The 11,893-nt window shown below is 64.8% G+C and carries 11 protein-coding genes; all 11 read right to left on the bottom strand.

What is annotated here, in order from left to right:
* Entirely contained in the window at positions 1 to 1,020 is a 1,020-nt protein-coding gene (locus H8B03_RS09215) for a TAXI family TRAP transporter solute-binding subunit (RefSeq protein ID WP_193141441.1), read from the bottom strand.
* Positions 1,021 to 1,123: 103 nt separating this feature from the next.
* A complete protein-coding gene (locus H8B03_RS09220; RefSeq protein WP_193141442.1) occupies positions 1,124 to 2,587 on the bottom strand; it encodes an exopolysaccharide biosynthesis polyprenyl glycosylphosphotransferase in 1,464 nt (487 codons plus the stop codon).
* 122 nt (positions 2,588 to 2,709) lie between these two features.
* Positions 2,710 to 3,867, bottom strand: coding sequence for a Gfo/Idh/MocA family protein (locus tag H8B03_RS09225; RefSeq protein WP_193141443.1), 1,158 nt, complete (start codon positions 3,865 to 3,867; stop codon positions 2,710 to 2,712).
* Positions 3,867 to 4,922, bottom strand: a complete 1,056-nt coding sequence (locus H8B03_RS09230) for a sugar phosphate isomerase/epimerase (RefSeq protein ID WP_193141444.1) — start codon at positions 4,920 to 4,922, stop codon at positions 3,867 to 3,869. Before H8B03_RS09230 ends, H8B03_RS09225 begins: the two co-directional genes overlap by 1 nt.
* A gap of 27 nt (positions 4,923 to 4,949) precedes the next feature.
* Complete coding sequence (locus H8B03_RS09235) at positions 4,950 to 6,002, bottom strand: LacI family DNA-binding transcriptional regulator (protein ID WP_193141445.1); 1,053 nt, start codon at positions 6,000 to 6,002, stop codon at positions 4,950 to 4,952.
* Positions 6,003 to 6,009: 7 nt separating this feature from the next.
* Positions 6,010 to 7,632 (bottom strand): dihydroxyacetone kinase subunit DhaK, encoded by a 1,623-nt coding sequence (locus H8B03_RS09240; protein WP_193141446.1) that lies wholly within the window; start codon positions 7,630 to 7,632, stop codon positions 6,010 to 6,012.
* Positions 7,633 to 7,644: 12 nt separating this feature from the next.
* Positions 7,645 to 8,640, bottom strand: coding sequence for an ABC transporter ATP-binding protein (locus H8B03_RS09245; protein WP_193141447.1), 996 nt, complete (start codon positions 8,638 to 8,640; stop codon positions 7,645 to 7,647).
* Positions 8,633 to 9,730, bottom strand: coding sequence for an ABC transporter ATP-binding protein (locus tag H8B03_RS09250; protein WP_193141448.1), 1,098 nt, complete (start codon positions 9,728 to 9,730; stop codon positions 8,633 to 8,635). Before H8B03_RS09250 ends, H8B03_RS09245 begins: the two co-directional genes overlap by 8 nt.
* Positions 9,731 to 9,733: 3 nt before the next feature.
* A complete protein-coding gene (locus tag H8B03_RS09255; protein WP_193141449.1) occupies positions 9,734 to 9,922 on the bottom strand; it encodes a hypothetical protein in 189 nt (62 codons plus the stop codon).
* The gene (locus H8B03_RS09260) at positions 9,919 to 10,857 is read right to left on the bottom strand and encodes a carbohydrate ABC transporter permease (protein ID WP_193141450.1); all 939 of its coding nucleotides are present in this window, start codon (positions 10,855 to 10,857) and stop codon (positions 9,919 to 9,921) included. The genes H8B03_RS09255 and H8B03_RS09260 overlap by 4 nt, the downstream gene beginning before the upstream one ends.
* 61 nt (positions 10,858 to 10,918) lie before the next feature.
* The gene (locus H8B03_RS09265) at positions 10,919 to 11,866 is read right to left on the bottom strand and encodes a carbohydrate ABC transporter permease (protein WP_193141451.1); all 948 of its coding nucleotides are present in this window, start codon (positions 11,864 to 11,866) and stop codon (positions 10,919 to 10,921) included.
* Positions 11,867 to 11,893: the final 27 nt, after the last annotated feature.

Consider the following 11,893-nt stretch of genomic DNA (forward strand, 5'->3'; position numbering starts at 1 on the left):
TTACTTGGCGATCAGACGCTCGGGGATCTCGACCCCGGCTTCCTGATAGTACCGCGCGGCACCGGGGTGCAGGGGCAGCGGCAGGCCCGAGATTGCCTTTTCGATGGCCATCGCCTTGGTCGCCGGATGGATCGCCTGCAGAAACGCAAGGTTCTCGTAGATCGCCTTGGTGATCAGGTAGATGTTTTCTTCCGGAACATCTGCGTTGGTGGCCAGGAAGTTGGGCTGCGCGATGGTGGTCACGTCCTCGGCCTGACCCGGATAGGTGCCGGCGGGGATCAGGTATTCGGTCCACAGTTCACGACCGCCATCGGCGGCAGCGCGTTGTTCGGGCGTGAAGTTCAGCAACGTGACCTTGTCCCCCGCCGAGGCCAGCAGCTTGCTGACGGCGCCCACGGGCACACCGGCCGGGGTGCTGATGCCCGAAACCTGGCCGTTCTGCAGTGCTTCGGCCGAGGGGCCATAGCCCGCGTGCACCAGCTCAAAGTCAGTGTAAATGTCCACCCCGAGCCCGGCCATCAGCGCCGCGTTGGACCCGATGGTGCCCGAATTCTGGGTGCCAAGCGCCATCGAGTCGCCTTTCAGCGCCACCATGTCGGCGACGGTGCCGGTTTCGGCCTTGTCGCTGGCCAGCACGAAGTGTTCGACGTTCTGCCACAGCATGGTGACCGAGCGCAGATTCTCCTGCACGCCCGAGCTTTCCAGCGGGCCGGTGCCGGTGGCCGCGTAGTGGCCATAAAGGCCCTGAAGGATGCCGAACTGGGCTTCATTTTCGCGCAGCAGGCGCACGTTTTCGCCCGAACCGGCCGAGTTGATGGCCGACATGCCGATCCCTTCGGTCGGCTGCAGCTTCACTTTCACAAGTGTCGCCAGCGCCACGCCGACCGGATAATAGGTGCCGCCGGTCGATGCGGTGGCAAGGATGTAGTTGCCTTCTTCGGCCTGCGCCACTGGGGCGGACAGTCCGGCGGAAACGGCCAGAGTCAGCGCGGCCGCGGTCGCGCGTGTGAACATGTTCATTCAAGAACCTCCCGGTTGTTCAGCGGGCCGATCCCCGTCGGCCCTTGGGCGAACCGTAAGGTGGGCACGGCACGACGCCAACCCCTTCAAGGCGTTCAGCTGACTAATAGGCGCGTCGGGTGTCCAACAAGCTTAGCGGTGTGCGTAAAAGAATGGCAAGATCGAGCCAGAGTGACCAATTTTCGATATAGAAAAGATCATGGGCGAACCGGTGGCGCAGGCTTTCGGGGTCATCGACCTCGCCGCGCCAGCCGTGGATCTGCGCCCAGCCGGTGATGCCCGGCGGCAGCCGGTGGCGTGCGGAATAGCCCTGAACGATCTGCGCGAAGCGTTCCTGCCGGCTGGAGCGGGCATCGACGGCATGCGGGCGCGGCCCGACCAGAGACAGCGATCCATCCAGCACATTGAACAGTTGCGGCAGTTCATCCAGCGAGGTCTTGCGCAGGATGCGGCCCACCCGCGTCACCCGCGGGTCACCGCGGGTGACGATCCGGCTGCCGCGTGCGTCGCATTGATCGGCAAACATGGTGCGGAACTTCCAGACCCGGATCAGGCTGTCGTTGAAACCGTGCCGCTCTTGCCGGAAGAAGATCGGACCGCGACTGTCGAGGCGGATCGCGAGCGCCACGGCCAACATCACCGGGGCAAGACTGACCAGCATCGCCGCACCAAGGGTCAGGTCGAACACGCGCTTGGCCAGGCGCCGCTCCGCCCGGAAGGTCGCGGGCAGCAGCGCGGTGCCATCGGGGGCATCGGCAAAACTGAAATCCTGACTGAAGGCGCTCAGGTGCACCGGCACCGGCAGCACCCGGAATTTCTCCAGCAGTTGCCCGATCCGTTCCTCTGCCGTGGGCGGCAGGCACAGGATGATCAGATCGATCTCGGCCAGCCGGCAGAATTGCACCAGATCGTCGAAACTGCCGATCTTGGGCACATCCAGCACCACGTCCGGCGCGCGCTTGCCGGTGCGGTCGTCGAAAATCCCGCAGATGCGCACCTCGTTGCCGCTTTGCTCGGACAGGCCACGCACCAGCCGCTCGGCCTCGGGGCCGCCGCCCGCCAGCACCGCACGGCGCGCCGTCAGCCCGCTGGCCACGGCCCAGTCGGCCACCAGCGACAGGCAATACCGCAGCGGCACAAGGACCAGCGCAAAGCCGGTCAGTCCGGCCCAGAACACGCCGCCGGGCAGGCTTTGACCCAAGCCCGCCACGCCCATCGCCACAAGGGCGAACAGGTATCCAGGCAGGGTGCGCGGTAAGCTGCGCCGCGCGTCCACCATCACCCGCAGGGCATAGCCGCCAAAAGCCGCCGTCAGCCCAAGCGCCAGCATCGCCATGCCGATCCCGGCCAGACCGGCCATACCGGGATGGAACAGCGCGACCGGGGTGGCCGCGTATTGCACGAACCAGAAGGTCACCGACAACACCAGCCCTTCGATCCCGGCCGCTATGGCAGCCAGGCGGATCGGCGCGAGAGAGGGACGGGCCAGCCCCTTGGCGACCTGTGCGGCAGCAGCACTCAGGCTTTCGGGCGGGGGGACAGCAATGGACAACTCAGGACGCGACATGACAGTTTCCCAGACGACACGGATGGCGCGCAGCCTAGGGGGCAGAGGTTAAACCTTTCTCAGCGCCGGTCGCGGCGGCGCAAACGCGGGCCGGGCGATCCGCAGATCCCCGGCTCGACGCGCTACTTGTCCAGCGACACCCAGGCGGCGTTGCGCTTGGAGCTTTCGACGCAGGCGGCCACGAATTGCACGCCCTTCAACCCGTCCTGAATGGTGGGATAGGTCACCGCCGGGTCAGGCGCGCTCCCGTCGCGATGGGCGATGATCGCCTCGGCGGCCTCGCTGTAGATATTGGCGAACCCCTCCAGATAACCCTCGGGATGGCCCGGCGGTACGCGGCTCATGCGACCGGCGGCGGCCCCGGCCCCGGCACCGTTGCGGGTGATCAGGCGCTTGGGCTCTCCGAACGGCGTGAACCACAGGTTGTTGGGATTCTCCTGCTCCCATTCCAGCCCGCCCTTTTCGCCGTAAACCCGCAGCTTCAGCGCGTTCTCGTTGCCCGGCGCCACCTGGCTGCACCACAGCATCCCACGCGCGCCGCCCACATAGCGCAGCATCACATGAGCGTTGTCATCCACCTGCCGCCCCGGCACGAAGGCCTGGATGTCGGCGGCAAGGCTTTCGGCGGTCAGCCCGGTGACGAAACAGGCGAGGTTGTAGGCATGGGTGCCGATGTCGCCGGTCGAGCCCCCGGCCCCGGTGCGCGCCGGATCGGTGCGCCATTCGGCCTGCTTGAAAGTTTCGTCCTGTGTCAGCCAGTCCTGCGCATACTCCACCTGCACCACGCGCAGCGCCCCCAGTTCGCCCGCATCGACCATCTCTTTCGCCTGCCGGATCATCGGATATCCGGTGTAATTGTGGGTCAGGATGAACAGCGCGTCCGAGGCCTCTGCCGCCTTCACCAGCTTCTTGGCGTCGGCCAGGGTCGAGGTCAGCGGCTTGTCGCAGATCACATGGATGCCGCGCTTCAGAAACTCGCGCGCGGCGGCATAGTGCACATGGTTCGGGGTGACGATGGACACGGCCTCGATCCCGGTCTTCAGCCGCGCCTCGCGGATCGCCATCTGCTTGTAGTCATCATAGATGCGCGGCAGGCCAAGCGCCGCGCCGCTGGCCTGCGCCTTTTCCGGGGTCGCGGACAGGGCGCCTGCCACCAGTTCAAACTTGTCGTCGATGCGCGATGCGATGCGATGCACCCCGCCGATGAAGGCATCATTGCCACCGCCGACCATGCCTAGACGGATACGGCGGCCAAGGTTTTCGTTGCGTCCTGTCACCATCAGTCGATCCCCAGCATCTTGCGGTTGGCCGCGTCATCGGTGCCGCCGTCGGCGAAATCGTCGAAGGCTTTTTCGGTGACCCGGATGATGTGGTCGGTGACGAACTGCGCACCTTCGCGGGCACCATCCTCGGGGTGCTTCAGGCAGCATTCCCATTCGACCACGGCCCAGCCGTCGAAATCATTGGCGGCCATCTTGGAGAAGATCGCCGCGAAATCCACCTGCCCGTCGCCCAGACTGCGGAAGCGCCCGGCCCGGTCCACCCAGCTTTGATAGCCCGAATAGACCCCCTGCCGCCCGGTCGGATTGAACTCGGCATCCTTGACGTGGAACATGCGGATGCGGTCGCGGTAGATGTCGATGTTGTCGAGGTAATCGAGGCATTGCAGCACATAGTGCGAGGGGTCGTACAGCATGCAGGCCCGCGCGTGGTTGCCGGTGCGTTCGAGGAACATCTCGTAGGTCACGCCGTCGTGCAGATCCTCGCCCGGATGGATTTCATAGCAGACATCGACGCCGCAATCCTCGGCATGATCCAGGATCGGACGCCAGCGCCGTGCCAATTCGTCAAACGCGGTCTCGACCAGCCCGGCCGGGCGCTGCGGCCACGGATAGATATAGGGCCAGGCCAGCGCGCCGGAAAACGTCGCATGCGCCCCGATGTCCATGTGGCGCGAGGCCGTCAGCGCCTTCTTCACCTGATCCACCGCCCATTCCTGGCGCGCCGCCGGGTTGCCCCGGACCTCAGGCGCAGCGAAGCCGTCGAAGGCCGTATCATAGGCCGGGTGCACGGCCACAAGCTGCCCCTGCAAATGGGTCGACAGTTCGGTCACCGCGACCCCGTTTTCGGCGGCCTGCCCGGTGAACGCGTCGCAGTAGTCCTTGCTGGCCGCGGCCTTGTCCAGATCAAACAGGCGGCCATCCCAACTGGGCACCTGCACCCCTTTATAGCCGCAGTCGGCGGCCCATTTCGTGATCGCATCCCACGAGTTGAACGGCGCCTCGTCGCTGGCGAATTGTGCCAGAAACAGGGCCGGGCCCTTGATGGTCTTCATGGTGTCTCCTCCCCAATGCTCCGCCCTTCAGGGCGGTGTGTTTTCCTTCAGATGAATGTCGATGCGGATACGCTCCTGCGCGGCGTTGAACGGCACGTCATCGGCGGTGGCCCGTAGCAGCCGCACAGCCGAGCGTACCAGATGGCCCGCGTCCTGCGAAATCAGCGCGTCGAACAGCCCAGCGTGCAGGGCGGCGCGCGTCATGGGCGTCAACTCGTGTGCAATCACCACCACGTCGCCGCCCGGATCATGCTCGGACAGGAAGCGGATCAACCCGGCATTGCCCGCCGCCGAAGAATAAATGCCGCACAGGTCCGGATAGCTGGCAAAGACCTGTGGCAGCAGCGCCCCGATCAGGTCGGGATCGTCGCGCCCCTCGACCGAGGCGACCACGTCCAGATGCGGAAAGTCCCGCGCCATCACCAGATCGAAGCCCTGCCGCCGTTCCAGATGGTCGCGCGCCAACCGCGAGCCGGTGATCACCAGCACCTTGCCCGTCCGGCGCGCAAACCGGCCCATCAGTTGCGCCGCCGTTCGCCCGGCGGCAACATTGTCGATGCCGACGAAATGATCCCGGTCGGAACTGGGCAGGTCCGACACCAGCGTCACCACCGCAATCCCCCGGGCCCGGGTGCGCCGCACCGCGTCGCGCACCGCCGGGGTTTCCGGGCCGAAGACCGCCACCCCGTCGGTCGAGGACCGCTCCAGCCGGTCAAGGATGCGCACGATGTCCTGCGGCTCGAAAGGGGCGGCCTGCCGGACCGAGATCCGGGTCCGCTCGTTGACCAGCTTGCCGGCCTGTTCGGTGATCTGGCTGCGCAGGGCCTGGACGAATTCATTGCCGTTGTCGGGCAGGATGAACAGCAGGTCATAGACCCGCTTGCGCGCCAGATTGGCCGCCGCCGTGTCGCGCACATAGCCCAGTTCGGCGATGGCGTTCTGCACCTTCTCGATGGTCACGCGCCGCACGCCCGGACGTTCGTTCAGAACCCGGTCCACGGTGGCCAGACTGACCCCGGCCACACGCGCGATGTCGTTGACCGTAGGTTTCTGGGCGGTATGGACGTCCGGCTTCGTCACCCCGAAATCAGCCGCCCATTTCGGCGGCCAGCCCTTCGAACAGCAGCGCGACGGCCTCGGCCCCGGGGTCGTTGTGTCCTTTCAGGTTCTCCTCGGGCACATAGGCCGCGCGGCCCGCCTTGGCACGGTGGATCGCGGCGGTGCTGTCGGCCCCGGCCCGCGCGGCGGCGGCAGCGGCGGCAATGCCTTGCGGCAAGGCCTCAAGCGCCGGGGCGAGCGCATCAACCATGGTGCGGTCGCCCACCTGCGCCCCGCCCACCTGAGACACCCGCGTCAGACCATCGACCAGCGCCCGAGGCACCGGCGCGCCCTTGGCACAAGCGTCCCCGGCAGCGTTGAAATAGATCGCCAGGATCACCCCGGAGGAGCCGCCCATGGTCTGGCTCAATTCATTGCCAAGCGCCGGGAACAGTTGTGTCAGATCGGCCAGCGGCATCCGCCCCAGCCCCTGTTTCAGCGCCCGCGCCGCCGTCGCCAGGGTCGCGCCGGTGTCGCCATCGCCGGATTTCGCGTCCAGCTCGTTCAGCCTGCCCTCGGCCCCGACCAACAGATCGCAGACCCGTTCGATGATCGCATGGGTGCGCGGATTGTCCGACGGGATCGGCTTGATCGGCGTTAAACCATCGGGCAGCGGGGTGACCCGGATCGGCACCAGTTCGGCCATCCCCGGCCAGGCGGGCAGGTTCACGGGGGCGGCCAGCGCCTGCAATTCGGCCTCGGTCGCATCCAGCACCGAGACCGAGAACCCGTGCATGTCGAGCGAGGTCATCAGCGGCGCCGGGCCGATCAGATGACCCACCGCGCCGCTTTCGGTCAGCGCATGGGTCAGCACCGACATTTCCAGCGGCGTGGTCGAGCCCAGGTTGTTGACCAGCGCCACCTTGTTGGCGCCGCCCAGTCGCGGGCGCAGCTTTTCGATCACCGTGTCCATGGCGTGCATGGCGGTCGAGAATTCGACCTGCTCGACCCCCGGCTCGCCGTGGATGCCCAGCCCCAGTTCGGCCTTGCCCGGCGCGATGCGATCTTCCTTGGGCGAGCCGGGCACGGTGCAGGTGTCCAGGCTCATGCCGATGCTGGCCACCCGTCCGATCACGTCGCGCGCCGCAGCCGCGACACTGGCCAGATCGGCCCCGGCCTCGGCCATGGCCCCGGCGATCTTGTGCACGAACAGCGTGCCCGCCACCCCGCGCGGCTGCGGCAGGTCCGGCAGCGCCACGTCATCATCGACCACGACCATCTCGACCTTGCGGCCAAGCGCCCGCGCCCGTTCCGCCGCCAGCCCGAAGTTCAGCCGGTCCCCGGTGTAATTCTTGACGATCAGCAAACAGCCCGCCGCCCCGGTCACAGCAAGAATGCCCGCCAGCACCGCGTCCACCGAGGGCGAGGCAAAGACCTCGCCACAAACCGCCGCGGTCAGCATCCCCTTGCCCACGAACCCCGCATGGGCCGGTTCATGGCCCGAGCCGCCGCCCGAGATCAGCGCCACCTTGGAGCGGTCCCAGTCAGACCGGTACACCACCTTGATATGCGGGTAGCCATCCAGCCGCGACAACGCCCCGCCCGAGCCTGCCAGCAGGCCGTCGATGGCCTCGGTCACCAGATTTTCCTTGGCGTTCAGAAACTGTGCCATGTCTGTCCTCCCTCAGAATACACGGGCGCCATCGGCGCTGAAATATAGCGGCGCCTGCGGGCTGATCTTGATCGTGGTGTCAGCGGTGTAGTCTTCGTGGGCGTCGATCACCGTGGTGATCGCATGGCCCCGAAGCTCCAGATGCAGGCGGGTCTGGTCGCCCAGGTGTTCCGCGCGGATCACCCGCGCCTCGACGCCCTCGCTGCCTTCGCGAATGTTTTCCGGGCGCAACCCGATCAGCGGCCCCTTGTGGCTTCCGGCAAACAGATCCGACGGCAGAACGTTGATCCGGGGCGAGCCCAGTCGGCTGGCCACATAGATGCTGGCGGGGTTTTCATAGACTTCGCGCGGGGTGCCGTATTGCACCAGACGGCCTTCCTCCAGCACCCCGATATGGGTGGCCATGGTCATCGCCTCGATCTGGTCGTGGGTCACATACAGCAGGGTCGAGCCCAGATCGGCGTGAATGCGTTTCAATTCCACCCGCAGATCGGCGCGCAGCTTGGCATCCAGCGAACTCAGCGGCTCGTCCATCAGGTAGATCGACGGATCGCGCACCAGCGCCCGGCCGATGGACACGCGCTGCATCTCGCCGCCCGAAAGTTCCGTCGCCTTGTTGTCCAGCTTGTGCGGGATCTGCAGCACCTCGGCGATGCGCCGCACCTTCTCGGTCACCTCGGCCTCGGGTGTCTTCAGGATCGGCGAGCGCAGCGGGAACGCCAGATTTTCCCGCACCGTCATATGCGGGTAAAGCGAATACTGCTGGAACACCATCGCCACGTCACGCTGCGCCGGGGTCTCGGTGCCGACGTTGCGCCCGCCGATGGTGATCTGCCCCGTGTCGAGCTTTTCCAGCCCCGAGATCAGCCGCAGGGTCGTGGTCTTGCCCGCCCCGGTCGGCCCCAGCAGCACCACGAAAGCGCCATCGGCAATGGTCATGGTGATGTCGCTGACCGCCTGCGTCTTGCCGTACGCCTTGGAGATCCCTTCCAGCGTGACCTCAGCCATGGGACAGCACTCCTTCATTCAGGGACGAGCGCAACGCCCGCCCGCTGCCGCGATCGAACAGGGTGACGGCTTCGGACTTGAAATCCAGCCCCACATGGGTGTCGGGCTGCACGTTTGTCGCCGCACTGATCCGCGCCTTGATCTCGCCGTTGGCGGTTTCCAGCGTCAGGATCTGGGTGGTGCCCAGATATTCGGTGGCCAGCACGCGGGCGCGGTAATTGCTGGCGTCGGACAGCCGCACATGTTCCGGGCGCACCCCGAAGACCAGATCGCCCTCGGCCCCTTCGCGCAGCGCCGGCACCTGGGTGTCATGGCCGTTCAGCCCCACATGGGTCGCCCCTGGCCCGACCTTGCCCTGGAAGTCGAGGAAATTCATCGACGGCGAGCCGATGAAATTGGCCACGAACATGGTGGCGGGTTTGTCGTAGATTTCCTGCGGGGTGCCGAATTGCTCGACCACCGCGTTGTTCATCACCACGATCTTGTCGCCCATCTGCATGGCCTCAAGCTGATCGTGGGTGACATAGACCGTGGTCGCCCCCATGCGGTCGTGCAGGGCGCGCAATTCTTCGGCCATATGTTCGCGAAACTCGGCGTCCAGCGCGCCCAGCGGCTCATCCATCATGAAGGCCTTGGGTTCGCGCACGATGGCCCGGCCAAGGGCGACGCGCTGGCGGTCGCCGCCCGACAGCCCGCCCACCGGCTTGTCAAGGATATCCTCGATGCCGAGGATCTTGGACACTTCGGCCACCTTCTCGCGCACCTTGGCGCGCGGCATGCCTTGCGACACCAGCGGATAGCTCATGTTCTTGCGCACGTTCATGTGCGGATACAGGGCGAACATCTGGAACACGAAGGCGATGTCACGTTCGGACGGCGGCCGCTGGCTGATCTCTTCGCCATCGAGAAATATCTCGCCGGAAGTGGGCAGCTCCAGCCCCGCGATCATGCGCAGCGTCGTGGTCTTGCCGCAGCCCGACGGGCCCAGCAGCATGAAAAACTCACCGTCTTCGATGGTGAAGGAACTTTCCCGCACGGCGGTGAAATCGCCGAAATTCTTCTGGAGGTTCCGGATGACGATCTGGGCCATGGGTTACTCCGGGAAGTGGCTGACGACGATGAACATCACCGTGCCCACCAGCGTGACGATGAAGGAATAGGTGAAGGCCCACAGCACAAACGGCTGCATCAGCATGAACACCCCCAGGGCAATCAGGATGGTGGCCACCATTTCCCAGGGACCGCGGCGCAGGCGCATCAGGCCGGACAAGAACTGGATCATTTGCGAACCGCTCCGAAGGTGATCCCGCGCAGCAGATGTTTGCGCAGCAGGATGGTGAAGATCATGACCGGCAGCAGGAAGATCGTCGCACCAGCCGCCACAGCGGGCCAGTCCAGCCCGCCGATGCCGATGATCGTGGGAATGAAGGGCGGTGCTGTCTGCGCCGTGGCCGAGGTCAGCAGCACCGCGAAGGCATATTCGTTCCACGCGAAGATCAGGCAGAAGATCGCGGTCGAGGCGATACCGGTGGCGGCCTGCGGCAGCACCACCTTGTAGAAGGCCTGAAACCGCGTGTAGCCGTCGATCAGGGCCGCCTCTTCGTATTCGCGCGGGATCTCGTCGATGAAGCCCTTCAGCAGCCAGACCGCAAGGCTGATATTCACCGCCGTATAAAGCAGGATCATCCCCAGATGCGTGTCGGACAATCCCAATTTCCGGTACATCAGGAAGATCGGGATGGCGACGGCAATGGGCGGCATCATCCTGGTACTGAGAATGAAGAACAGAAGGTCATCGGCCAGTGGGATCTTGAATCGACTGAAGGCATAGGCCGCCAGCGTACCCAAAAAGATCGACAGGAAGGTCGAGCCGAAGCCGATGATGACCGAGTTCAGGAAGCGTTCGCCGAATTTCGACGGCCCGACGATGACCATGTCGTACTTGCGCACGATGTCGTCGGCCCAGTTTTGCGGCGGGTTCTCGGCCAGGAATTCCTGCGTCTGCCGGGTGCGGGTGGTGAACAGGTTGACGTAGCCTTCCAGCGTCGGCTCGAAGATCGCCTTGGGCGGATAGCTGATCGAATCCGCCGGAGATTTGAACCCGGTCAACAGGATCCAGACCAGCGGCAGCATGGTGATCAGCGCGTAGGTGATGACCAGCGTGCCAGCCAGCCATTTCGACCGGTTCGACGGTGTGGTGACGGAAAAGCTGCTCATGACGCGGACACTTTCACTGAAAGAAAACCGGGGCGCGGGGCGGGATTGATGTCAGGCATCCTCAGCGTTCCTTCACCTTGTTCAGCGCCTTGACATAGATCGAGGCCAGCCCGAACACCGTCACGAACAGGATGATCGCATAGGCCGAGGCATAGCCGGTGCGCCATTTCTCGAAGGCCTCGCGTTTCAGGTTGATCGAGGTCAGCTCGGTGGTGGAGCCAGGACCGCCCCCGGTCAGCTGCACCACAAGATCGAACATCTTGAAGTTCTCGATCCCCCGGAACAGCACCGCCAGCATCAGGAAGGGCAGCACCATGGGAATGGTGATGGTGAAGAACTGGCGCAGCTTGCTGGCCCGGTCGATCTCGGCGGCTTCATAGATATAGTCGGGGATCGACCGCAGCCCGGCCAGACAGATCAGCATCACGAAGGGCGTCCACATCCATGTGTCCACGATGACGATGGACCAGGGCGCAAGGTTGACCTGCCCCAGCATCTGGAAACTGGACGGATCCTTGCCCGAAAAGAACGCCACGATGTAGTTGAACAGGCCGATCTGCGGCTGGTACAGGAATTTCCAGAAGTTGCCGACCACTGCCGGCGACAGCATCATCGGCAGCACGATGATCGTGGTCCACAGATCGTTGCCCTTGAATTTCTTGTTGATCAGCCACGCCAGCGTGAAGCCGATCAGCACCTGGAAGAAGATCGTCCAGAACAGGAAATGCGCCGTGGCCTGCATGTTCAGCCAGATGTCGTTGTCGGTCAGGATACGCTCGTAGTTGCGCAGCCCGATGTTCTTGACCTCGCGCCCGATGCGGTTCGCCTTGAAATCGGTAAAGCTCAGCTGGATGGTCCAGATCAGCGGAAAGATGTTGATCGCCAGCAGCAGGAAAATCGTCGGCGCCACGAAGATCCAGGCGATGACCCGGTCGGACAGACCCTTGATTTTGCGCGCAACTTTCGGGGGCGTTGCCGTGGCAACGCGGTCTATGGTCCGCTCGGACATGGGAAAACTTCCGATTTTTCTAGGGTT

The organism is Meridianimarinicoccus sp. MJW13, assembly GCF_014901205.1.
Classification (GTDB): domain Bacteria; phylum Pseudomonadota; class Alphaproteobacteria; order Rhodobacterales; family Rhodobacteraceae; genus Meridianimarinicoccus.

Excerpts from the sequence above, each read along its gene's own strand:
- H8B03_RS09225 (WP_193141443.1), bottom strand. The coding sequence starts at position 3,867 with ATGGTGACAGGACGCAACGAAAACCTTGGCCGCCGTATCCGTCTAGGC.
- H8B03_RS09240 (WP_193141446.1), bottom strand. The coding sequence starts at position 7,632 with ATGGCACAGTTTCTGAACGCCAAGGAAAATCTGGTGACCGAGGCCATC.
- H8B03_RS09250 (WP_193141448.1), bottom strand. The coding sequence starts at position 9,730 with ATGGCCCAGATCGTCATCCGGAACCTCCAGAAGAATTTCGGCGATTTC.
- H8B03_RS09255 (WP_193141449.1), bottom strand. The coding sequence starts at position 9,922 with ATGATCCAGTTCTTGTCCGGCCTGATGCGCCTGCGCCGCGGTCCCTGG.
- H8B03_RS09245 (WP_193141447.1), bottom strand. The coding sequence starts at position 8,640 with ATGGCTGAGGTCACGCTGGAAGGGATCTCCAAGGCGTACGGCAAGACG.
- H8B03_RS09265 (WP_193141451.1), bottom strand. The coding sequence starts at position 11,866 with ATGTCCGAGCGGACCATAGACCGCGTTGCCACGGCAACGCCCCCGAAA.
- H8B03_RS09215 (WP_193141441.1), bottom strand. The coding sequence starts at position 1,020 with ATGAACATGTTCACACGCGCGACCGCGGCCGCGCTGACTCTGGCCGTT.
- H8B03_RS09260 (WP_193141450.1), bottom strand. The coding sequence starts at position 10,857 with ATGAGCAGCTTTTCCGTCACCACACCGTCGAACCGGTCGAAATGGCTG.
- H8B03_RS09230 (WP_193141444.1), bottom strand. The coding sequence starts at position 4,922 with ATGAAGACCATCAAGGGCCCGGCCCTGTTTCTGGCACAATTCGCCAGC.
- H8B03_RS09220 (WP_193141442.1), bottom strand. The coding sequence starts at position 2,587 with ATGTCGCGTCCTGAGTTGTCCATTGCTGTCCCCCCGCCCGAAAGCCTG.